This is a genomic window from Brevibacillus sp. NRS-1366, assembly GCF_050467985.1.
Genome location: NZ_JBITPN010000052.1, coordinates 46,901 through 70,731, shown reverse-complemented (window position 1 = coordinate 70,731; position 23,831 = coordinate 46,901). Strand labels below are relative to the sequence as shown.

The window sequence follows — 23,831 nt, the reverse complement described above, 5'->3', positions numbered from 1 at the left end:
AAATTTATCTTTTTCTCAAGCGCGGATTCAGTGCTTCGTTGATGCCAATTCCGAGGAAGTTGAAAGACAGCACAAGCACGACGATGGCGATGCTCGGAAACAGCGCCAGCCACCACGCATGGATAATGACTCCGGTAGAATGTGCATTTTGCAAAATGGTCCCCCAGCTCCAGCTCATCGGGTCGCCTAAACCGAGAAAGCTCAGTCCTGCCTCGGAAAGCACAGATGTCCCCATGATGATGGTCATGTTAACGAGGATCGGGGGAAACGCATTTAAGAGAACATGGCGGAAGATGATTTTGGACTCTTTCGTCCCAATTGCTCTGGCGGCTTCGATGTATTGCTTTTCCCGAATCGCAAGCGCTTCTGCCCGTGTCACCCGTGCAATCTGTGGCCAGCTAAATAAGCCGATAATAATCGCGATATTGCTGATACCCGTACCAAGTACAGCTGCCATGATAATCATCAGAGGAAGGACAGGCAGTGTCAGAAAAATATCCGTAATCGCCATGCCAATATGGGATACTCTCCCACCGTAATAACCGGATACAAGACCAATCGGCACTCCGATCAAGATAGAAATCACAGCAGAGGTCAGGCCAACATACAAGGAAACGCGTGTCCCCCAGATGATCTGATCGAAAATGCTCAAGCCAACAGAATCGGTGCCAAACCAATACTGGGTACTCGGCGGTTGCAGCATGTTCGAGACGTCACCATACCCCGTGGGACGATCGCTAAACACTGGGGCGAGAATAGCCAGAAGCAGCAGTAAGAGAATGCCATAAAGACCGATGACCCCTAACCGGTTCCGGCGAAAGTGCTTGATAAACTCCCGCAAAGGGGAAGTTCTTGACTGTTGTATCGAAAGGGGCAATGAACTAGGGACTTTTTCTTCGATCAACGTAGTATTTTCCACTCACTTTCACCCCCTAGTTGTTCGTAATTTTGGGATCCAGATACGAATAGACGATATCGGTCAAGATGTTCACTACGACAACGGTTACCGCCAATATCAAAAAGGTACCCTGCAGGATCGGGTAATCATGCTCCTTGACTGCTTCATAGATCAGTCTGCCAAGGCCCGGGTAGGCAAACACGGTTTCCGTCAGGATGGCGCCACTGACGATGGCACCCAGCTGCAAGCCCATCATGGTGACGGTGGAGAGCAAAGAATTGCGTACGGCATGACGCCACAGCACAACTCTTTCCTTCAAACCTTTTGCCCGAGCTGTGCGGATGTACTCCTCATTCAATACATCAATGGTGCTCGCCCGCATATAAAGCACATAGCTGGCAAGATGTACAATCGTCAACGACACGACTGGCAAAACCAGATGGTGGGTGGCATCCCAGATGTAATCCCAGCCCTCTAGCCCAACCGTTACAGCACCGCCTATGGGGAACCAAGGAATTTTCAATCCGAGGAAATAGAGCAGGATGATCCCCAACCATGGAATAAACAAGGCGATCCCCAAAATCGACAAGGCGTTGATTACCTGGTCTAGAAACGATCCTTTGCGATAGGCTGCGATGACGCCCAAAGGAATACCGATCAATGCCGTGATAAGCATGGAGACGGACATTAAGATCAAGGTCCAGGGTAGCCTCGATAAAATCACATCCATGACGGGCACCCTCTGCACGAAGGAAGTTCCCATATCGAACTGAAGGAACAGCTGCTTGAGAAAGATGAGGTATTGCGTAAACAGATCTTTGTCCAACCCAAAGTCCTTTAACAACTGCTGCCTGATTTCCTCAGGGACACGATTGTCCAGCATCATGGTTGTCGGGTCGCCGGGCATTACACGCAGGATTAAAAAGGTGGCAGTCACAGCCACTAGCACGGTAATCATACCGCGCAGCAGCCGAGCAATCAGAAAATGCGTCATGAGCGGCACTCCCTTACGTAGATCACTCTTCCCGAGGAGTCAGGCTGCAACCGCTCGGGAAGATGTCCGGATTACTTTTTGTAAACGCCAACAAGAGAGTTAGGATCTACCAGGCCTTGCAGGTCTCCTGGAAATAAGATGAAGCCTCCGAATTTATCTGCGTTGTAAGCCAGATTGAATTTTTGCACATAGATCGGCACCACTGGGAACTCCTTGACAAATAGTGCTTGGGCTGCCTTTACATCATCCATCGCGATTTGCTCTGTTTTCGCGTATTTCGCTCCATCTGCTAACCGATCCATCTCAGCATTGGTGTACGTAGCCATGTTGTTTTTGGCTTTCGAATGATACAGATTGGCGAAAGTCTCGCTCGGCTCGTCCAGAACTCCCCATTTTCCGATGTGCATTTGGAATTCTCGTTCGTTAAACACTTTCGCTACCAGCGTGTTGTACTCGACCGGTTTTAAGACCACCTTCACGCCAATATCGGCAGCGTTTTTTTCCAGAATTTTCGCAACCTTTTGGTGAAACACGTTGGCACCGTCGTAGATGACTTCTGGCTCTACGTTTTTGCCGCCAAAACTGCTTGGCGCGTTCAGGATGCCATCCCCATCGGTGTCGCTGTATCCCGCACTCGTGAGGATTTCTTTTGCTTTTGCAGAATCGTACGCGGGTGCTTTTGCGTCAGGATTGATCCAATCTGCAAATAATGGGGAAATCGGCGTGTCAATCTGCATGCCTGCCCCTTCCAGTGCTACGTTTAAGATGGTGTTGCGGTCAGTAGCAGTCGCCATTGCTTGACGGAAGTTTACATCTTGCGTCGGAGAGACACCTTTGGATGCATCCGTATTAAAGCTGAAGTAGGCAAAGCCAAGACTCGCTGTTTGCTCCACCTTGATAGATGGATTGGTTGCCAGCAGCTTGGCGGCTGAGGTCGGCAAATCGGACGAAGTCACATCTACTTCCCCTTTTTGCAGCGCCAGCGTCATCGTATTGGCATCCGGGTAGATCTTGAAGATCACTTTATCCAGATAAGCGCGCCCGCCTGGTGCGGCAAACCATTTGTCGATCGCAGCAAGCTCGATGTACTGGCCCTTTTCATACTTGACGAGCTTAAACGGACCAGCCCCGACCGGATCTTGGTTTTCAAAGGCTTTAGGGTCGTCGATCTTTTCCCAAATGTGCTTCGGAACGATTCGTACCCAGTAACCAATCGCTCCAGAGAATGCGGGGTAAGGACCCTTTAAGGTGTATACAACCGTCAGTTTGTCTGGGGTTTCGACCTTGGCTACCTGATCAAAAATCTCTGCTGTCCATTGGAGCTTTTTGTCATGCAGCAGTTGTCCTGTAAAGGCGACGTCCTCCGAGGTAATCGGCTGCCCATCCTGCCAGGTCACTCCATCACGAAGCTTGATGGTGATCGAAAGACCGTCATCAGATGTCGTGACCGATTCAGCCAAATAAGGCTCTTTTTTCCCGCTCGGACTCATCTGCATCAAATGGGGATACAGATTGTTGACCACCCAGCTGCCCGGTGTGGTATTGGAGACGAGCGGATTCAAGGTGTCGGGTCCAGATAGCGTTCCTACAACCAATGTTCCCCCGATAGCTGGCTGCCCGTTTGTCGGTGCAGGCTGAGAGGTCGACGCTGCCGGAGTACTGGTGCCAGATGGACTGGCTGCATTTTGACTTCCGTTGCTCACCGGCTGTGATGAGCAAGCTGCTAGCATACTGGCAGAAAGCAGGAGTGAGAGCATGACATTCTTTCGGTTCACTGGCTTCACATTCATTTCCCCCTGTTTTTGTGTTTGGTTTGGAGCTACCAGCACATGTGCTGTGTGATGCTATTCGTTGTACAGATGACAGGCAACCGATTCGCCTGTTGCCGTCTGTCTCAAGGCTGGACGTACCTGTCTGCACACGTCCATACAAGACGGACAGCGTGGATGGAACGCACAGCCTGTCGGAGGATTAGATGGACTGGGAACGTCACCAGTCAGGATGATCCTGTCTTTCTTGTGCTTCGGATCAGGGCTTGGGACAGCAGATAAGAGCGCCTGTGAGTATGGATGAAGAGGCCTTTCAAACAGATTCTTTTTGGAGCTGATTTCGACGACCCGCCCCAAATACATGACCAGGATGCGATCGCAGAAATGATTAACTACACTTAAATCATGGGAGATGAAAATAAAGGTAAGGGAAAATTGCTGCTGCAAATCCTTCAAGAGATTTAAGACCTGTGATTGGATTGAAACATCCAAAGCAGACACTGGCTCGTCAGCGATGATCAACTCGGGACCAAGCATCAAGGCACGTGCGATGCCGATCCGCTGTCGCTGTCCGCCACTAAACTCGTGCGGGAATCGATGGATGGCTTGCTCTCCTAGCCCTACCACTTGAAGAAGCTCCAGAATCTTATCCCGCCACTCTTTTCTGGGGTACATTTGATAGTTTGCGAGCGGTTCCTCTAGGATTTGCCCCACTGTCAATCGGGGATTCAGCGAAGAGTATGGGTCTTGAAATACTATTTGCAACTCCTTGCGCAGCTCTCGCATCTCTTCTTTTTGCGTGTGCAGGATGTTTCTTCCCTTATAGATGACTTCGCCTTTGGATGCTTCCAAGAGTCGGATTAGGAGCCTTCCGGTCGTTGATTTTCCACAGCCTGATTCACCAACGATTCCGAGCGTCTCTCCTTTCAAAACGTGAAAGGATAAATCATCCACTGCCTTCACATAGGAAGTCGTACGTCGCAGCAGTCCTTTTTTTATCGGAAAGTACTTTTTTAAACCTTTTGCTTCAAGCAGGATCTCATTCATACAGACACCCCACTTTTGTTCGGATATAACCAGCAGCGGCATCGCACATGCTCAGAAAGCTCTACCAGTGGCGGCGATTCTTTTATGCATAGCTCTGTTACCTCGGAACAGCGCGAGGCGAATCGGCATCCTTTTGGCATTTCGGATAACTGGGGAACGGTTCCCTCGATGGTATGTAAGCGATCCTTTTCGTCCCCGATTTTGGGGGTCGAAGCGATCAAGCCCTTCGTATACGGATGGCGGGGGGTTTCAAACAGGGTGAGAACCGGTGCTTCCTCCACAATCTGTCCAGCGTACATCACGATCACCCGATCACAAACCTCCGCGACGACACCCAAGTCATGCGTGATGAGCAATATCGCCATATCAAACTGATTCTGCAGTTTTTTCATCAACTCCAGAATTTGCGCCTGGATCGTGACATCCAATGCGGTCGTCGGTTCATCCGCAATCAAGATATCTGGGTTGCAGGCCAGTCCTATGGCAATCATCACCCGCTGCCTCATTCCACCTGACAACTGATGCGGATATTCGTCTATGACTTCCTGCGGCCTGGGGATACCCACTGTTTGAAGCATTTCGATCGCTTTCATTTTTGCCTTTGCCTTGCTCATTGTCGTGTGCTCTCTAATAAGCTCGATCAATTGAAAGCCAATCGTATATACCGGATTTAGTGAGGACATCGGCTCCTGGAAAATCATCGACATCTCTTTTCCGCGCTTTTTCCGGTAGGCGTCTTTACTGATGGTTAGCAGATTGGTGCCTTGCAAGCGAATCTCTCCCTCGCTCACACTCGCGTTTTCTGGCAAAAGACCCATGATCGACAAGGCCGTCATGCTTTTCCCACATCCCGATTCCCCGACAATCCCTACTGTCTCTTTGCTATCGACGTGGAAATTGATATCCTCGATAATGGCATACTCACTGCTTTCCAATTTGATCCGCGTTTTCACTTTTCTGACTTCCAACACTTTTGGTTTGTCTCGTGACATGACTTCCCCCCTGCGAATCGACATCTTCCTTCGTTACAAGGTTTAGTAGCAAGGACTATGCCAGTTCGGATGATCATGGAAATTCATACAAATTCCTTCCTTTTCGGGATTTGGTGGTTCGCTCTCTGCTCATTAGGTTGGAGCACAGCTGCTTGGATGACCCCAAGTGACCCTAAGTAAACGTGAGTCGAAATCTGTGAAACATAGAAAAAAGCTGTCCCCTTAGAGCTTTACGCAAATGGGAACAGCTTTGTTATTCTACTTTTCATCCTTTCAGTAATCGTAGAGTGTGCTGCACCAGAAGGTTTGCCTGCTTTAGCGTATAATTGACTTCATTTCGTTTCCTTTGCAGCGCAGTAATCAGGAAGTAATACTCCTGCTGCTCGGGTGTCGTCTGAACCAGCAGTTCGATGTCAGAAAATTTCGGCACGGCTGGCTGCTTCAAAGCCAAATCATGCTCGAAGTTGCTTCCCTTCACATAGTTGAGCGGCACCAGATAGCTGGAAAGCTCCAGCAGGCAGTGATTAATCGTTGTCAGCTTTTCTTCATCTGTTAAAGTCTTCATTACATCGTGCAGCTCCACCAAACCGGCCTTGAGGCTCTCAATTCGTGTGAGCGTGGACGACAAATCGAAGCGATTTCCCACTTTCTCCTGCCAATCGACGACACTTGCTTCAATATCATTGATCGCCTCCAACTGATCAATCGGATAGACCGGACTGGTCAACGAACGCCAAACGATTGACAGGTAGATTTTGCAATCCCGGACCAAGAGCTCTGGATCGATTTTATCAATGGTGTCTTCCGTCGTATGCCACCACCAGCCAAACCCGCCTGATTTCCCAGACCCGAAAAGCTGGCTGAAAGCTTTCGCTGCGGGATCCTCGGCTGGTTCTTGTTCGGACAGGCCCATGAAGAGTGAAGGAGTACCCGTTCCCCAGAACGACTGGTCTCCCGAGCGTCCAAAGCGTGATCCCGTGAATTCCTGACCGATGACCGTGCTTATGACTTCGTTTGCGAGCTTTCGCGTTTCTCTCATCGTGTTGGCTTCGGTCAGAACAGTCGATTTTATCGCACCTACCGAATCGATATTCAGATGTAGAAGGCAATTCTCCCGCAGATCTTCCCAATGCGTGTCACAATACCATGCAGAGCCCGCATAGCGACCGTGCGAATGGCCTGACCAAAAAGCGAGGCGCAGCGTCCGTTTCAAAAGGCTGCGCTGTCCGGCAAGGATGCGCGTGACCTCCAGCATGGCAGCATTGGCTGTGCCGTTGTCCATCGCTCCATAATGCCAGGAGTCGATATGACCGCTAAACAGCACGAATTTATCCGGCTCGCTTTGCCCTTTGATTTCCGCGATGAGGGTTGGAATGGTGCGAATTCCGGTTTCAACGACTGTTGAGATCGTGCATTCATTTTGTCCAGTTGCCAGTCCGTTCTTGATAGCTGCTCCCGCCCCAATGGTGACAGAAACCACAGGAATGCTTGGGAGCAGCCCTTTGTTATCGAGTGTTGGAGTTCCCCATACCGTTGAGACGATCATTTCGTGGGTGTGGGTCGCATTGATAAAGACCGCCCCAATCGCGCCTTGCTCCTCTGCCGTTTTCACTGCGATCGGTGTAGCCAGCCCGTCTAGTAGCACGATTTTGCCAACTACCTGCAAGCCTTGATAATCCTGCTCTGTACCGGAAGCAGCATATACCAGCTCCGCCTGCAAATGATTGACGGATTGCCCCATGGAGTGAGTAATAGATGGAATCAATTGATCTGCCACGATGAGCTGTGATTTCACAGGCAAGCTGATATAGGCGTTGTGAAAATGCAGCTCGGACTCCACACCGAACCCCGCTAATGTTTCCTTTACATAATGAAAAGCGTGCAGCTCTTCTTCCGAGCCGGACAGACGCACCTCATTGGAAATGGTCTGTGTATGCGCCATCAGCTTATTTTTAGACACCTGCTGCAAAAGGTGTTCTTCTGAAATGAGCGTCTGCCATTGATTCATGTCACGGTCCTCTTTCCTTTTCATTTTTTGATAGGTGTATGAGCAATTAGCCGACGATATTTTTCGTGAGGACAGCCAAGATTTTCGTCGTCTGAATCAAGTCTTCGATCTCCATGAACTCATTAAAGCCATGGATGTTATTCTCACTGGTGCCAGGTCCGAAATTGATGCCTGGTATTCCATGCCGAATGAACCACCGTGTATCTGATTGAGCCAATATCCCCACGACTGGCAATTTACGTCCAGTAACCTCTTGTACAGCTTGCTGCAATTCAGAAATGAGAGGTGAGTTTTCATCTGTGATCGTAGGCGCCGTCTGAAAATCAGTAATGCGTGTAATTTTGGCTTTGAATGCGGGATCGTTTTGTTCCAAGGATTGTAGAATCGACTCTACCCGGTTATAAATTTGGTCGAGGCTGTGCTCGGGAATGACGCGAAAATCTACTTCAATCTCACATGTTGCGGGAACGACATTGACTTTTGTACCTCCCTGGATGGTTCCGATATTGACCGTCGTGTACTTCATCCCTGGAATAGAAGAAGGCTCTTGCTCCAGCTCTTCCTGTAATTGTTCCAGCCCTTGAACCACTTTCGCCATCTTCTCTACAGCATTTAACCCCTTCCATTTATACCCTGCATGGGCCGGGATTCCCTCCGTGACGATACGTAGCTGCAAGACACCTGCCATCGCCCGAACGATGTGATTGCTGTAGCCTTCTACGATTACCATATCGCCATGTACATGTCCATTCTGGTTGATATAGCCTGCGCCAAGGATACCTCCCGTTTCCTCGTCACATGTGGCGGCGATGATGACGTCTCCCTTTCGCGAAATAGTGGATTGAGCTACCGCCACTGCCGCCATGATGTATGCGGTTAAGCGACCCTTGGAATCTGTGGCTCCTCTCCCGTAGATTCGTCCATCCGCAATCGCTCCTGAAAAGGGCGGATACGCCCACTGCTTAGGATCTCCTGCTGGCACCGTATCAAGATGCGAATTGAAAATCAGTTTCCTTCCCCCGCCCGATCCACGCAAGGTCGCAATGACATTCTTTCGCGGGGTCGTAAGCCCTGCAGCATGTGTCAGTACATCTGGCACCGAGATAACCTGCACCTCAAAGCCAAGCTGAGTCAGCCCTTTTTGTAAGAAGTTACATATTTCAATGTAGTTCCCTGGCGGATTTTCACTTGGAATTTGTATGAGGCGCTGAAGGAAATCAATGATCTGTGGTCTCATCCCTTCGACCACCTGGAATAGTTCCTGCGTTTTCGTTTCATTCATGAGTTACCCCTCCTCGAGGATGAATAATAGCAATGTCTATGCCAATCAAAAAACGTAGAAATATGCCTGATTTCCGTCTCTTGGAGGGGGATTGTGTTGTCTTAGGGTGTGAGCGGTAACCTAATCATAAAAAGGAATGTTAAAAGCATTATGATGAGTAACCCACTTGAGCGGCAGCCGGCTTTTCGGAGAGGCATCTTCCTCTGAATAACCGATCGGAACCAATCCGATGATCCGAACGTAATCGGGGATATGCAGGCTAGCTTTGATCGCCTGTTCGTTAATTCCCCCTACCCAGCAACCAGACAAGCCCAGTGCTGTAGCTGTGAGCAGAATATTTTGGACAGCAGCAGCTGTGTCAATTAACGCCCATTCTTTTCCGGCAGGGCCGTACCTGGCCACCGTCCGTTTCACGTTGGTGCAAGCGACGATCACGATGGCGGCATCGGCGATCCAGTATTGATAATTCTTTCCTTTTGAAAAGTAGCCGCTGTAGGTCGAGCGCACAATTTCTTGTTTCTTCTCGGGCTGGTCAATCACAATAAACTCCCAGGGCTGCATATTGCCACTTGACGGGGCTCGGGTGGCTGCGAGTAAAAGCTGTTCAAGTATTTCGGGTGCAATAGGTTGTTCAGTGAACTTGCGCTTGCTAACCCGTTCAAATATCGCAGGAATGGCATAGTTTGATTCTGAATGCATCTTGTCCACCTCCTTTTACGTAATGATCTCTGCCACTGTCAATCGCGGCGGAATTTCCTTTTCTTCCTCGCTGTAGCCGATGGTGAGTATGGCGATCGGCTCTATGTACCAAGGGAGGCTTAGATTTTCTTGCAGAATGTGCCGGTCAAATTCCCGAATGACGGAGGTACTGAGTCCGTTTACTGCAGCAGTCAGACGTGCATTTTGTATGGCACAAAAAGTATCCTGGATCGCAAATATTTCACCCCGCTCTCCGAGGCGAACCAATGCCCTTCGTTTTTCGATCACCACGACGACGATGACTGGCGCACTTTTCATCCACGCTTGCCCACCAAGACTCTCAGGTGACAGGAACGGATCCAGTGTGGCGGCAATCAGTTTTTCCCTTTCTTCTGGCTCTGACACTAATAGCAGCTCCCAAGGCTGTGTATTCGCCAATGACGGCCCTAATGTAAACGCATAGAGCACATCTTCTAGGGCTTGCTCTGGGACAGGTGTCTCCAGATAGCTGCGGACATTGATGATTGTATTCATGATATGGAGCCATTCAGCTCGCTCAGTATGAATCACGGAACTTGCTCCCTTCAATAGAAATGGATTCAACCAGATTGGGGGAAGATAGAGCGGGTTTAATATTGCGAATATTCCGAATTAAAATCACGCACGTAATTCCAGTGTTTGCTTCATCAAGGACAGCATGTGCAGGCCTTTGTCTGTGATTCGGCTGCCTTGGCCTCTTCGACCGGAAAAGATGTATCCCAAATCTTTTAAGCTATCCATCCGATGCCGAACTTGCTGGTCGGTAATCGGAACGCCTTTTCGTGAGGCGAATTCTACGATTTTGCCTCTCCCTACACACTCCAATCTACTTTTCGCTTGCTCCAGACATTCCAGGATGACAAAGAAGCTAAACAGCTCTCCTTTTGCTTCCAGCTCCTCCATATCCCCCTTTTTGGTTTCGTGCAGCCGTTGCTTCGTCTCCCGAAACTGTTCTGGCAAATCCAGCTCCGTTATCGTGTTACCGTTCATTACACTCGTCATGTACTGCACGACGCTGTTTAGCTCACGCACATTTCCCGGCCAGTCGTAAGTGAGCAGACGATGCATGACAGCAGGGTCAATATCCACTTTTATGACGGTATTCTCTTTTACAAAATGCTCGATGAGAAGCGGAATATCTTCCCTCCGCTCCCGCAAGGATGGAACTCGCAACGGAAGAACAAACAACCGATAGTACAAGTCCTGGCGAAACTTTCCTTCTTCTACGAGGTCTTTCAAGCTGCGGTTGGTCGCCGCGATGATGCGGACATCAATGGGGATAATTTGCTGCCCCCCAATTCGCATGACTTGCTTCTCTTGCAGGACACGGAGCAAGAGTGCTTGCAGGGAAGGTGAAGCGTCTCCGATTTCATCCAGAAAAAGAGTTCCATTATGAGCAAGCTCAAACAGGCCAGGCTTTCCGTTTTTTTTCGCGCCGGTAAAAGATCCGCCTTCGTAGCCAAACAGCTCACTTTCGGCCAGCGATTCGGGCAAACCAGCGAAATTCACAGGTAAAAAGGGTCCGTGTCTGCGTTTGGACAAGCTGTGGATGGAATGTGCAAATAGTTCCTTGCCCGTGCCATTCTCACCGAGGATCAAGACCGTTTTCTCTGTAGCAGAAATTTTTTGGAGTACCTCCAGTGTTGAAGTAAGTCGCTCACTTTTTCCGATGATGTCCTTGATCGTGTATTTGAAAGACAGACCCTTTCCCTGCAATTCCTTTCGCACTTCCTGCTCTACCTTTTGGATGTTGGTTACATCTTGAAAGGCCGTCACAACACCTATTTTTTCATCCTCCAATGTGATCGGGGTATTATTCACGACCAGATTCAGATGATTGACGGCTTGCACCATATTGACCTCCACTTGCTCTTTTCCTTCAGGAAGAGTCAGCCAAGGCAGCACTTCATCAACTGGTTTGCCTACCAAGTCTTTGCTTGAATCAGAGATGCCGAGGATGTTCTTCGCAGCTTGGTTGATTTGAATGATTGTTTTGTTGGGGTCTGTCGTGATAATGCCTTCATGGACGGTATTGAGGATCGTATCCAAATGCTTGTTCAATTCTTTCATTTGATTCAATGTCCGATAAAATCGTTTGCTGTGTTCAATGATTTCCCGGAGGTAACGGGCGGAATACAGATTGGCCCGATCCACATTGGCATTTAGTCGGACTGCAAGCTCAATGATCGTGGAAACATCGAGCGGGCGTATTCCGATATTCACGACCTTTTGCATTCCGCGTGGTAGCAGTTCGGCTCCTTCTGCGTAAATCGCGGTATAAATACCGTCGATCGGCTGCTTGCAGCCCGGATAGTACGGGACCATATCAAACTGAAAGCCCAGATTCCGCAGCAATTCAATTGTTTCATGCGATGTTTCCAGCATGTTGTTGACGACAAGACAACGTGCATCCGGGGGAAGGGTCACCAACTCTTCCATTTTGGCGATGTTAATAGCTCTTCTTGCGATGATCAATTTCTCGCTTGGTATCTTCCATCCCTCAATGACTTTTGGTGATGATACTAGAACGAAGTCAACCTCATCGGTATTGGAGATTTTCGACTCATGGAGAATCGTAATGCGATTTTGGAAAAAATCATGGATTTGATTGGCAAAAACAGTATGTGTTCGATGATCTTTTGCTACAACCAGAAGCGTTCGCTTATCCACAGTATCCCTCCCCAGATAATCATACGGATATTCTCTATCATCATAGTATGGGAACTCCTCTGGTCAATAGAGTCAATAACAATTTGATGTCACTGGATTTACTGGAAACCGATTTAAATATTCACTTATTGACAAAGAAAGATAGCTCTCCTATTAGCGATGAAGTGCTAAGCGGGAACTATCTTGATGGTACGCTGCTCATTTTATGCCTTGCCTAGCAGGGAAAAATGAGATCAGGCTGGAGCTTTTTCGTCTTTCTTGCCTACACTCATGGATTTCGGATCATACCATACTTCTTCCAGGACCCGCATGATATTGCCGCCTATCACTTTGGCAATATCTTCATCGGAATATCCGCGTGTTATCAACCAGCGCACGATATTTGGGAATGCTTCAGTGGGATTTTCTATCCCTTCGACATAATTGACTTCCTCAAAATCTTTCTTTCCATGAGCAGCTGATATCGATAAGGCACTGGCAAAAACGCGATGGATGCCGACATGGTCTCCGAACAGCACATCCGGTCCAAATGCGACGTGATCTATTCCGACCAGGTTCGCACAATATTCAAAATGCTCCATGAAAGAGTCAAGATTGTGCCTCGGCTGATTTTTCGTCATTGTTGTATGTGGAGCCGCCTCAATGCCGATAACACCGCCGCGCTCTGCGCAAGCTCGAATGATGTGATCCGGCTTTAGGCGGTTTGAGTCCCAAAGTGCACGAGCCCCCGCATGGGTAATGAATATCGGTTTTTCACTCGTCTCAATGGTATCCAACGAGGTTTTGTCCCCAGAGTGAGAAATATCAATGGCAATGCCCAGCTTGTTCATACGGCGCACCGCCTGTCTGCCAAACTCCGTCAGGCCACCGTCGTTTTTCTCCTTCAATCCGTATCCCAGCGAGTTTCCTTCACTGTAAGCAATACCCATGCAGCGAACTCCGAATCCATAAAGAATATCCAATCGATCCAGCTCATTCTCGATCATCGTAGATGCCTCCAGCGATGGAACGAATGCGATTTTTCTGTTTTTCTTTGCCTGCCGGATGTCATCTGTGGTCAGTCCGAGAACGACCATGTCCTGGTGGGCGATATCACACAATCTCATACCCAAATCAAACAGGATATCATCCCATTTCCACCCGGAGCGAGAGGTGATCATGGCGGTGCCATTCATGAGATTATCAAAAACGCAATCCAGGCCAGATATGCTCAGCCCTTCGTATCCCATGCTGTCCCTGCCCCACCGACGAAACTCGAAGAATTCATTCAAATTCTCTGGTGCCACAAACATGTGGTCATGAAGAGAGATCACGAAGTTTTCCTTAAAAAGCCGTCTTGCTCGCTCTTCTTGGGACTCCGTCAACGGGATGGTGTACGGTGGGAATAATCCCGTTTCCTTGGATAGTCTAAATTCTTTGAAATCAACACCTGGCTCTAAATACTGATAAGCACGATACCCTTTGTAATCCTTTTTTTGCATTGAAATCACACCTTTCTTTTCTTAACCAATTGACCTTACTGCGGCGGACATACATGAAGTTCTTTCATTACCTTTTCAAGAAGATCAACTTGCATTTTAGATGCCAACATGAAATCGAGAGTAAATGGAAGAATGGTATTGTTTTATGGAGTGATTTTAATAAACAAGATGAACAAGAAAGGTCGAATTGGAACCAACTACACCCAAATGGAGTACCCTAAGGAACCTCAACATCTTATGAAATTCTTTTCGATCATGTCCATCAATCATAGCTTTGTGGTCGAGACATGTTGCCAGATTTATTGCAATAGAAACAAAGAAAAAATCCCGATAATGAATATCGGGATAATAGATTCTAAGTTCTTTTGCGCCATATAACAATGATTATGGGACTTCTCTTTTTAAAAGTGACCTTGAAAATGGGGCTTCACCTGAAAAAGTTGCCTCCTGCCCCACCATCGCGTCCAAATCCAAAGACTGTGACGCCATTTACCAAAGGTTTTTTAAAATGACTGAACCTAGTGCTCAAACCCTAGAATCGGATGAACTCTCGTTGATGGTTCAATTTGCGAAAAAGGAAGCCGCACAAATTTACCAAGACTCCATGTACATTAGTAGCCCCGATTTAATCGATAGGCTGTCTGATCCATTAGGGGCCAGCAACCCTGCTGCATCAAATTAGAGAGCCGTTACAAACTGACGTGGTCCATTTAGTCGTCTCATGAATTTTGCATATTTACATTTTTGTGTAGCAGCAAATACTTCATATGAGTCAACCATCCAATTGAATGATTCCATCGAAAAGTATGATGACGGTTTCCATAGTGTTATCTACTTAGGGATAGAAAATGGGGTTTCGTAATTCTGGTTTAATTAACCTCAAAAAGTTGTTCACCAATATATCCTCCTTCACTTGAACCAGGCGGGCAGGCAAAAACAGAACTCGAAATCGTTGAAATAAAGGGATTAAGCGCATCATCTTTCGCGAGTAGGGATAACATCGGAACTAGTTGTTTGCGAACACTTTGCTGGAAGCTGATAAAGAAAAGACCAGCGTTCAAATTGCCAGTTACCGGATCAATGCCTTCAAAATAAGAGTATGATCTTCGCAAAATTTTTGTCCCAGTGCTACGCGCAAGCCAGACATGGGAGTCAGACGGGATTTCGCGCATGGAAACGGCATCAAGCTCATCATGCATACCAAGCGGGGCCCCGTTGTTTTTTGTTCGACCGAATATTGCTTCCTGCTTTCTAACGAACGTTTGCTCCCATTTTTCCATATCCATCCGAATTTTACGCGCTGCCAAATAAGTTCCATTGATCATCCATGCAGGACCTTTTGACGATTCAACCCATACATGTTTCTCCTTGCCTTGCTCACTTTCCAGCTCAATATTAGCTGTGCCGTCTTTAAAGCCAAACAGGTTTCTTGGTGTTTGACCATTCGAAGCATCAATAAATCCAGTTTGAATCCAACGAATAACTGCAATCTCAATGGATGCAGCAGCTAAATTGCGAATCACATGAAAGGCCACAGTTGGATCACTCGAACAAGCCTGAATGCAAATATCGCCTCCCGAAATTTGTGAATGTATTGTTTCTCCTGGCATAGATGGGATATCTCTAAGCTCGTCAGGACATTGTGTACCCAATCCAAATCTGTCGATCCCGTTCTTGGTGAATAGAGTCGATCCAAATCCAAACGTGATGGTGAGTTTCGCTGACGAATCAGTATATTTTTCCCCGATGCTATTCACTTCCCGCTGACCATTCGTTTCTCTTAGCGCTCTGCCTGCCGACATTTCTGCACTAATATCAGTCCATATTTTGAGTAATTGTTTTAGCTTTTCAACATTATTGGAAATGATGTCAAAAGCGGCAAAACACATGTACATTTGCTGAGGAGTTCCGATGCCTGCTTGCCTTACTCCATAGAATGGGATTACGTCTTTGTTCACTATTTCTGATTGAAAGTCTTCGGGATCAGGAATAATTTTTTGTCCGTTGTTAATAGCGAATAAAGAAGCCATTCCACTCATTCCAACTACAATTCCTGTTCCAGCCAGAGCGGCCATTTTCAATATCTCTCTTCGACTATAGCTTGATTCGTCACGATTATCGTTATTTGAATCATTTGCTTGTATATGCTTCATATTGAACTCCTCCACTCTGAAAAGAGATCCATTGTTTTTTTTGAAGACATAAGTTACATTTTTTAAACGCATATTCTGCCTTGGTAATGAATTTTGGTAATTTACTGCTCTTCATTTTTGATAATCAACGGTTTTTTATGCATCGCATAGCACTCGCTTCGGTTTTGTAATCAGCTCTACAATCACGATATTGATGATCCAAGCTGCCCACACAGCAATTGTATAAGACGATACATAATTCACATCAAATAGCTTCATTAATGCAAGCTGAATGAAATGAAGCGATGTATTAGCTAGTGTCAGAGCATAGCTTCGCATCATCCAGATCCGATGCTTAACGATTTGTTTTAATCGAATAGTCCACCAAGCATATAAAGTAGAAAAGATCCACAATCCGTTCAGGAGGAGAAAGCCAACAGTGGTAAATGTCCCTCCAGTTGCATCCTTCGCTAAATATATCGTTACAACGGAGCTGAACAATATGCTCAGAACATAAACTTTCCCATTTAACCGATGCAGAGCCGGTTTTTTCCTCAATAATTTTGCTGATAAACCAAGTGGACCTGTGATCAAACCAATACAAGCGCTAATAATATGAAGGCGCAGTAATACAAGCCAGAGTGTATGTACGAAGTTTTCGCTGAGCTCTTTATGCTGAAGGAGCTTTGTTGCCCCTGGATCAACAATAAAATAGTTGGCCAGCATGTGAAAGGCCCAACTGATCGACAGGATGCTTACAGTGATATATAGGCTTTTCCTCAATAGTTTCATGATCCACCTCTTACATTTTTTATAAAAAAAGGACCGATCGGTCTCTTTTACAATAAAGGATAGAATCTCCTTTCTCAACAAACATATGTTACAATTTTATAACAGCAACTACTCGATGGAGGTTATCATGGGAAAAGGCGAGCAAACACGAATGCACATTATTCAAAAGTCTGCAGAGCTATTTAATGTCAGAGGGTATGCAGGTTCTAGCATTAACGACATCATGAAGGCGACTGGATTAAAAAAAGGCGGAATCTATCGCAACTTTGCAAGCAAGGATCAGATCGCTGCTGAGGCTTTTGATTATTCGACGGCTATCTTGTCAGAACGACTTTCAAAGGCTGTGGAGAGTGCCGATACTGCGATTGAGAAGATGATGGTGATATTTGACGTTTATAAAGATGCTGTCAATAATCCACCAGTTATTGGTGGCTGTCCGTTATTGAATACAGCGATTGAAAGCGATGATACCCATCCAGAACTGCGCGAGCAAGCCCTGCGGGTTATGAATCAATTTCTTTCTACTATTCAGGAAATTATTCAGCATGGGATTGAAAGTGGGGAGCTCCGATCAGATTCTGAAGTCGTCTCGTTGTCTTCGCTGATCCTATCTACGCTTGAGGGCGCTATTATGGCAAGTAAGCTTGCGCGTGACAATAGCCATATTGCGTATTGCAAAGAGCATCTACACCGCTACCTGCTTTCGTATCGAACTGAGCGTGCACGAATTTGAGCCTATGGTCAAAAGGATCTATCGTTAGGAGGATGATAGAAACCTTCAGACCGTTTCGCATCATTTGTTTAAAAATTGATAATATTAAAACGAAAGGAAATAAGGAATCTAATTCTCTTGTAGTACCCTAATAGGACCAACAAAGTGTCGGCTTACAGGGATTATGACGTAAAGTAAATGGATGATAATTATGTTTAGTACTGGTAAGCACAAAATAAAATGCGACCGCTCTCCAAACTACGAGCGATCGCTTCCAATAAATCACTGAAATTATAAGTCTATTGAAAAAATGTGAATAACTTGCCTTTGTCAAATCCCGTCACCTTATTGGTAAATTTAATTAGCTCCCCTGCTTGATTCGTCCGAGAATAGGAAAGACTCTCCCGCAATTTGATTTCACCAGTGAAAACTCGAACGTAAACATTCTATTGTTTGCAGGCCACACACATGGAGCTAAATGCTACGATCACGATTTCACCTACTACAGTAGCTCTAACCTTGAGGGCTATGCCTACCATAAAATATCCCGCATCCTTGACCCAGTGCATTCCTGTCATTTCGCCATTTCCGTTCATACTGTAATAGCCAGCCAGATCGGCTCCAATCTACCTTTTTTAATTACAGGTAAGAATAGCCGTTACGCCAGTACGAACAGACCCTTTTCCAATCTCAACAAGCCCTTCCCCATCGATTAACGTGGTATAGCCTACCTCTACCTCTGGAACATCCGTAATCGAGTTAAAGGTTCCGGTCACACCAGGATACGGTATACCCAGTTCACGCGCTCGTCTTTTTGTCGTCACCAATACCTCCTTGTTTTAGGTCCATTTTTAACATTTTCTTAACTGCTCCTTTTTATAGTAGAAATTGGGTATCCTTATCGAGAGGATAAATTGGTCGTTGCAGTCGTCTGTAATCGAATTGGGTAAACCGCAGGCATGTAAGTCCGGGCGAGTCAACAGAAATGATCCGTGCTGCGATTGGTTCAAAGGATGCTTTAAAGTGTTGGCTGGATTTTAGCGCGACAATTTTATACTCTAAGACGTTAATGCCATGTAACAGGAAGATCTGCTCATCCAGCACCTGTGCCCGCACAGAACAAACTACTATATCTATCCCGCCAACCTGTAATCTTGCTGACTTGCCATAATCGACTTTGCTTCCTTTTCCCATTGGAGTAGAAGCGATAAACTTACCATCCGACAAGCTTTTCACATATGCTGTTACAGATAAAGGTTCCCCGTGCAAAGTGTCTGTTTTGCCGCCCAGCTTTACTTCGATTGTTGAACCTACGCCCGCTTCATGAGCGATTTGCGCAACCTCTGGATCATAGATAAACCCAAAGCAGGAATTCTCTAATTTTGCTTCCAGCATTGCTCTCAGCAAATGCGTCCCATCCCCAGGTGTGCCACCTCCGGGATTATCCGAGGTTTCATTTATGACAATAGGTAAGCCATCTGAAGCAAGTGCTTCTTGGATGCCATCCGCGGGAGAAAGGATATACGGTGCAAACTCATCCCGCTTTTCCCAAACCAGTTTAGCGACATCCTCTGTCACTCGCTTTGCAAGCTCCTTGTCCCCATCAACTATACTGATAATGGAGACGCCAACATCAGGTGTATCTGTGTAGGGAAAGCCGTGAAAGAACGCGCAATCTAGGACTCCTGGCTCCTTTTCCCACTTATAGCAGGCTTCATTTATGTCCTTCGCAGGCGAAAGGTTGGTCGTAGAGGTAGGGATAATCAGTGGCAGTTTTGTTAGATGCATCACAGGTTTGCACTCGTCTTTTACCATCCGATAGGCAACGTCAATTGCTTCAATAGCCCGTTCATACAGGTCTACATGTGGATACAAATGAACGCCAAACAGAGCATCTGCTTCCATTATCATTTTTTGGGTCAGATTTCCGTGCAGATCAAGAGCTGCCGTAAGTGGAATGGAGTAGCCTATAACAGTGCGTACTGCTTGTAAAATTTCTCCTTCCAGATCATCAATTCCCTCAACTACTCCTGCTCCATGCAGACCTAAACAAACGGCGTCTATCTCCCCTGCTTGTCTGATACCGTCAAGCAGCTCCTTTATTAATACATCATACGTTTCTTTGGTAATGATTCCTGATGGTTCGGCGAATGTAGAGAAAGTGGGTACCAACTCAATCCCCAGTTCTTCAGCACGATCAATCATCCCTCCTATGCAGTCACGCACATTACGACTCTTATCCAGAATCGCTTGACCATGTTCCCACTCTAGTTGTTTAAATGACTCTATTGTTGTAGGTACGCTGGAAAATGTGTTAGTCTCATGAGCTAGTATGCCGATCGCAATTCTCATTTGTGTTCTTCCCCCTTCAAAGTTTAAAAGTAAAACGCTTATTAATGAATGCGGAAGCAATCGCTTCTTTTTTATAAACGAATTGTCAAACCAAGTGCGACAGGGCCTCCATGAATGATTCGTGGGCCGTCTTCCTGCCCAGACATTTTCTTGGCCGGTTGTTAATGAGATACAATGCTTGAAATACTCAGTATCAGCAATGTGCGACGCTCCTGCAAATCGCAAGAAGTACGTTTTACTATGAAGCAACGACGGCGAATGTTCTGGATCGTGAGTTTGAGCAAGCAGAAACCAAACGCTTCGTTGTCAGCGATCTGACGTATGTGAAAGTCCAGAACCAATGGCATTACATCTGCTATGAGAGCACACTAAAAATTTACTGAAAATTCAATTTTACTTGATTAAAGCTATGTTCTGCCTCTACGTATTGATTCTCTAGATTGGCTAATTCTTGTTCAGCCTGCAATACTTCTGCGGTACCTAAAAGCCCCTGTTTAAATTGGTTAATCATCTTCGTATAGTTTTCTCTAGCAAGTTTGACTGCCCTCTTACTTGTCTGTAAGAGTTTATATCCGTCCTCATAACTTTGGTAAATACTGTACAAAGTGTAGACATCCGCTCTGTTCATTTTTTGTAATTCTATGTTAGCTTTTTCCAAATTGTTTCTAGCAATTTTCCCTGGATAAGTAGATAGAACTGAATATTTACTTATCAAATCGACACGTAACTGTGCGAACTGTACATCTCCTTTTTTTTGAACACGAGCAGGTGAATCTGTTGTTAGTGACGCAATCGCGTCTTCAAACGTGATAGGAGGGTTTTCCGTCGCGGCATCCTGCTCCGGGGAAAACAACCAATCCTTCTTAGCATCTACACCTAATATTTCATTTTGCTTGATTTTAGCTTCCTCCCATTTCCGTTCGGCCACTAGCCATTCAACCTGTGTACTAGCTAATCTTGTTTCCACCAGCATCGTATCTTCTTGTGTGGCGCCGGTGTTTTCGTGTCCTCTAGCCATTTCTTTTGCAAGTACCGCTAACTCATCTACTCTTTGGTAACGCTGCTTTTTCCATTCCTTTTCGTTATATGCCTCTAATAAATCATAATAGGAGATGATTGCCTTCGCCCTTAAAGCATCCGCTACCGTTTCTTTATAAAGCTTGCTTATGCGTGCATTCAGATCTTTCTGTGCTTTTGGGATGTACTTTTGTTCGGCAAGTGCCAACGATTCAATAGAATCAGTATGGATCAATCGATACGTCATGTTCTCTAGTCGCATATTTAGGTCGTCATTTTCAGCGTTTAGACGAGCAATCGACAACTCTGGATCTGCAGCTTTTACTAGCTCTATTGCTCTTTCGATTGTTAGTATTTCTGGACTATCAGCATCAATGGAAGTAATTTCTGTAGCAGAACTAGGGGATGAGGAGCAAAAAAAGAAGGTTAAAAAAGTGATTGAAAGAATTAAGTTAAGCTTTACTTTATTCATTACTAAACTTCACCTCTTTATCATGGGATAATTACATCGCGTTTGTTAAGATTCTTGTAAACTCAATCAACTGAATTTGAAAGGTTCATCCCCAAATTGGGACATCCCTTTTGAACTACCATAGTCAAGAAAGTAGGCTAAGCGAATTAAATCCTGACATGTTAGTGGAGAAAAATCGGAGATGAAACCTTTCTTTTGTTACTGAATATAGGGCTCACAGAACCAGATAACTGCGATTGCTTACTCATCTCCCTCCTTTTTCATCACGAAGTAATCTTCTCCGATCGGACACTGCGGGAACTTTTTTCCATCGCCTCCCCTCCATTTTCGGTTTTTTAGCTTACGGATTTACCCAGCTGTCTCCCAGCATGATGTCATACAACGGGTCGAGCTTCACTCCGTGCACGCGCTTGTTCGCCGCCAGCGAGCAGCAGTAAGCAAACGAGTGAAGCATACCGGATACGCCCTCGCAAATCTCTTGAATTCAAGTACGCCTCCTGCCCCAGCAACTAGTAGAGATGGCACGCGACCATTCTGCCCTCAACTTCTTTCAAGGCAGGCGCTTCCTTTTTACATATGTCCATGCATGCCCAGCAGCGTGGGTGAAACTTGCAGCCTGTGGGAGGATTGGATGGCGAGGGCAAATCTCCCGTTAAAATAATCCGTTCCTTTTTTTCATCCGGATCCGAGACGGGGACGGAAGGGAGTAGCGATTGCGCGTACGGATGCAGCGGCCGCTGGAACAGTTCTTCTTTTCTGGCCAGCTCAATGACTTCCCCCAGGTACATCACAGCTACTCTGTCGGCAATGTGCTCAACGACACTTAAATCATGAGAAATAAAGAGATAGGTGAGCGAAAACTGCTCCTGCAAATCCTGCAGCAGATTGAGAATCTGGGATTGGATCGACACATCCAGAGCGGACACCGGCTCGTCGGCAATAATCAGCTTTGGTCTGAGCATCAAGGCCCGAGCAATCCCGATCCTTTGTCTTTGCCCGCCTGAAAACTCATGCGCGTAACGCGCAAGATGTCTTTTGCTCAAACCGACAATTTCAATTGTCTCTTCGATCAGCGACTGTCTTTGCTCCTTGTGGATGTGATGGGCAATCAGCGGTTCGGTTAAAATGTGCTGAATCGTCAGCTTCGGATTCAGCGTGTCAAAAGGATTTTGAAAGACCATCTGCATGTTCCGCCGGACGATGTGCATATCCGATTTGCCGTATTTGCGGATGTCACTGCCTTGAAAAACGATTTCTCCTTCTGACGGCTCGATTAAGCGCAGAATACATCGTCCCAGCGTTGATTTGCCGCATCCGGACTCCCCGACTATCCCCAATGTCTCTCCTTCGTTTACGGTCAGATTCACGCCGTTTACTGCATGGACGTAGGAGGGGTGCTGGAACCATCTCTTGCCCAGGAGAAACTGCTTCTGCAAATTTTTCACTACCAACAGTGGCGTCGTCATGCATTCACCGCCGATCTATCACGGTTTTCCTGATACAGCCAGCATCGGCATTGAGTCTTGGCGTCCACAGTCATCAACTGAGGATTCTGTTCAAGGCAGACAGGCATCACCTTGTCACATCGCGGAGCAAAGCGGCAGCCTTTGGGATATTCGTCTGGAATCGGCACACTTCCAGCAATGCTGTAGAGGCGCTTTTGTCCCTTTGCCTTATGCGGAGTCGAATTGATCAAGCCGATGGTGTACGGATGCTTCGGGTCACGTAGCAGAGAGCGGACATCTGCCGCTTCGATGACTTGTCCGGCATACATCACCATGACCCGGTCACATGTCTCCGCAACCACTCCCAAATCGTGCGTGATCATGATCAGCGACATGCCCATCTCTACGCGGACCCTCTGAATCAAATCGAGAATTTGCGCCTGAATCGTCACGTCGAGAGCCGTCGTCGGCTCATCTGCTATGAGCAGCTTCGGGCTGCAAGCGATCGCCATAGCAATCATAACGCGCTGCCTCATCCCTCCAGATAAGCGATGTGGGTATTCGTCGTAGATTTCATTAGCCCGCGAGATTCCCACCTGGGTCAAGAGCTCGATCACTTTTTGTTTTGCCTCGCCGCGCTTAATGCCTTCATGTTTTTCGAGTCCTTCATTCATTTGCTTGCCGATCGTCAAAACAGGATTAAGAGAGGTCATCGGCTCCTGAAAGATCATCGCCATCTCTTTTCCTCGAATTTGCTGCATCTCTTTTTCGGCCAACGTCAGTATTTCCTTGCCGTTTAACTGAATGCTTCCGGCGATTTTTCCGTTCTTCGCCAGAAGGCGCATGATCGAAAGGGAGGCAACGCTTTTGCCGCAGCCTGACTCCCCTACAATCCCCAAGGCTTCCCCTCTCCTTACATACAGAGAGAGATCATCCACTACCTTTAATGCTCTTTCATTTTTTGCAAAAGTGGTAGTCAAGCCGGACACTTCCAGCACGTTTGTCATGTTGTCTCCTCCTTGCCAACGGA

General features: G+C 46.7%; 19 protein-coding genes and 1 pseudogene. 2 read left to right on the top strand and 18 right to left on the bottom strand.

Annotated features, from left to right (window positions below; all coding sequences use genetic code 11):
• Positions 1-4: 4 nt before the first annotated feature.
• From ACIFQN_RS30515 to ACIFQN_RS30455, 13 genes are all read right to left on the bottom strand, one after another.
• Entirely contained in the window at positions 5-919 is a 915-nt protein-coding gene (locus ACIFQN_RS30515) for an ABC transporter permease (protein WP_429836813.1), read from the bottom strand.
• Between the two features lie 13 nt (positions 920-932).
• The gene (locus ACIFQN_RS30510; RefSeq protein ID WP_429836812.1) at positions 933-1,892 is read right to left on the bottom strand and encodes an ABC transporter permease; all 960 of its coding nucleotides are present in this window, start codon (positions 1,890-1,892) and stop codon (positions 933-935) included.
• 71 nt (positions 1,893-1,963) lie between these two features.
• Entirely contained in the window at positions 1,964-3,676 is a 1,713-nt protein-coding gene (locus tag ACIFQN_RS30505) for an ABC transporter substrate-binding protein (RefSeq protein ID WP_429836811.1), read from the bottom strand.
• A 60-nt stretch (positions 3,677-3,736) separates the two neighbouring features.
• Positions 3,737-4,708 (bottom strand): ABC transporter ATP-binding protein, encoded by a 972-nt coding sequence (locus ACIFQN_RS30500; RefSeq protein WP_429836810.1) that lies wholly within the window; start codon positions 4,706-4,708, stop codon positions 3,737-3,739.
• Positions 4,705-5,700, bottom strand: coding sequence for an ABC transporter ATP-binding protein (locus ACIFQN_RS30495; RefSeq protein WP_429836809.1), 996 nt, complete (start codon positions 5,698-5,700; stop codon positions 4,705-4,707). Before ACIFQN_RS30495 ends, ACIFQN_RS30500 begins: the two co-directional genes overlap by 4 nt.
• Before the next feature lie 265 nt (positions 5,701-5,965).
• Entirely contained in the window at positions 5,966-7,708 is a 1,743-nt protein-coding gene (locus ACIFQN_RS30490; RefSeq protein WP_429836808.1) for a M28 family peptidase, read from the bottom strand.
• A 46-nt stretch (positions 7,709-7,754) separates the two neighbouring features.
• Positions 7,755-8,990 carry a M20 family metallopeptidase gene (locus tag ACIFQN_RS30485; protein ID WP_429836807.1) on the bottom strand — a complete coding sequence of 412 codons (1,236 nt, stop codon included), beginning with the start codon at positions 8,988-8,990 and terminating at the stop codon, positions 7,755-7,757.
• A gap of 120 nt (positions 8,991-9,110) precedes the next feature.
• Complete coding sequence (locus ACIFQN_RS30480; protein ID WP_429836806.1) at positions 9,111-9,689, bottom strand: nitroreductase family protein; 579 nt, start codon at positions 9,687-9,689, stop codon at positions 9,111-9,113.
• Positions 9,690-9,704: 15 nt separating this feature from the next.
• Positions 9,705-10,259 (bottom strand): nitroreductase family protein, encoded by a 555-nt coding sequence (locus ACIFQN_RS30475; RefSeq protein WP_429836805.1) that lies wholly within the window; start codon positions 10,257-10,259, stop codon positions 9,705-9,707.
• Between the two features lie 87 nt (positions 10,260-10,346).
• A complete protein-coding gene (locus ACIFQN_RS30470) occupies positions 10,347-12,398 on the bottom strand; it encodes a sigma 54-interacting transcriptional regulator (RefSeq protein ID WP_429836804.1) in 2,052 nt (683 codons plus the stop codon).
• A gap of 233 nt (positions 12,399-12,631) precedes the next feature.
• On the bottom strand, positions 12,632-13,879 hold the full coding sequence (locus tag ACIFQN_RS30465) for a dipeptidase (RefSeq protein WP_429836803.1): 1,248 nt from the start codon (positions 13,877-13,879) through the stop codon (positions 12,632-12,634).
• A gap of 869 nt (positions 13,880-14,748) precedes the next feature.
• The gene (locus ACIFQN_RS30460; RefSeq protein WP_429836802.1) at positions 14,749-16,032 is read right to left on the bottom strand and encodes a Dyp-type peroxidase; all 1,284 of its coding nucleotides are present in this window, start codon (positions 16,030-16,032) and stop codon (positions 14,749-14,751) included.
• Between the two features lie 135 nt (positions 16,033-16,167).
• Positions 16,168-16,803 carry a DUF2306 domain-containing protein gene (locus ACIFQN_RS30455; protein WP_429836801.1) on the bottom strand — a complete coding sequence of 212 codons (636 nt, stop codon included), beginning with the start codon at positions 16,801-16,803 and terminating at the stop codon, positions 16,168-16,170.
• Positions 16,804-16,930: 127 nt separating this feature from the next.
• On the opposite strand from ACIFQN_RS30455, the gene ACIFQN_RS30450 reads away from it, so the two are divergent.
• Positions 16,931-17,536, top strand: a complete 606-nt coding sequence (locus ACIFQN_RS30450; RefSeq protein WP_429836800.1) for a TetR/AcrR family transcriptional regulator — start codon at positions 16,931-16,933, stop codon at positions 17,534-17,536.
• A gap of 614 nt (positions 17,537-18,150) precedes the next feature.
• Here the strand turns inward: ACIFQN_RS30450 and ACIFQN_RS30445 are convergent.
• Both ACIFQN_RS30445 and ACIFQN_RS30440 read right to left on the bottom strand, forming a co-directional pair.
• Entirely contained in the window at positions 18,151-18,339 is a 189-nt protein-coding gene (locus ACIFQN_RS30445) for a P1 family peptidase (RefSeq protein ID WP_429836799.1), read from the bottom strand.
• A 52-nt stretch (positions 18,340-18,391) separates the two neighbouring features.
• Positions 18,392-19,867, bottom strand: a complete 1,476-nt coding sequence (locus ACIFQN_RS30440) for a M81 family metallopeptidase (protein ID WP_429836798.1) — start codon at positions 19,865-19,867, stop codon at positions 18,392-18,394.
• 242 nt (positions 19,868-20,109) lie between these two features.
• Between ACIFQN_RS30440 and ACIFQN_RS30435 the strand changes: the two are divergent.
• Positions 20,110-20,223, top strand: a pseudogene (locus ACIFQN_RS30435) (IS3-like element IS655 family transposase); the annotation flags it as partial.
• A gap of 20 nt (positions 20,224-20,243) precedes the next feature.
• On the opposite strand, the gene ACIFQN_RS30430 reads toward ACIFQN_RS30435, so the two are convergent.
• The 3 genes from ACIFQN_RS30430 to ACIFQN_RS30420 all read right to left on the bottom strand — a co-directional run bounded on the left by ACIFQN_RS30430 (position 20,244) and on the right by ACIFQN_RS30420 (position 23,808).
• Entirely contained in the window at positions 20,244-21,356 is a 1,113-nt protein-coding gene (locus ACIFQN_RS30430) for a TolC family protein (protein WP_429836797.1), read from the bottom strand.
• 509 nt (positions 21,357-21,865) lie between these two features.
• The gene (locus tag ACIFQN_RS30425) at positions 21,866-22,822 is read right to left on the bottom strand and encodes an ABC transporter ATP-binding protein (protein ID WP_429836796.1); all 957 of its coding nucleotides are present in this window, start codon (positions 22,820-22,822) and stop codon (positions 21,866-21,868) included.
• Positions 22,819-23,808 (bottom strand): ABC transporter ATP-binding protein, encoded by a 990-nt coding sequence (locus ACIFQN_RS30420; protein ID WP_429836795.1) that lies wholly within the window; start codon positions 23,806-23,808, stop codon positions 22,819-22,821. Before ACIFQN_RS30420 ends, ACIFQN_RS30425 begins: the two co-directional genes overlap by 4 nt.
• Positions 23,809-23,831 lie beyond the last annotated feature (23 nt).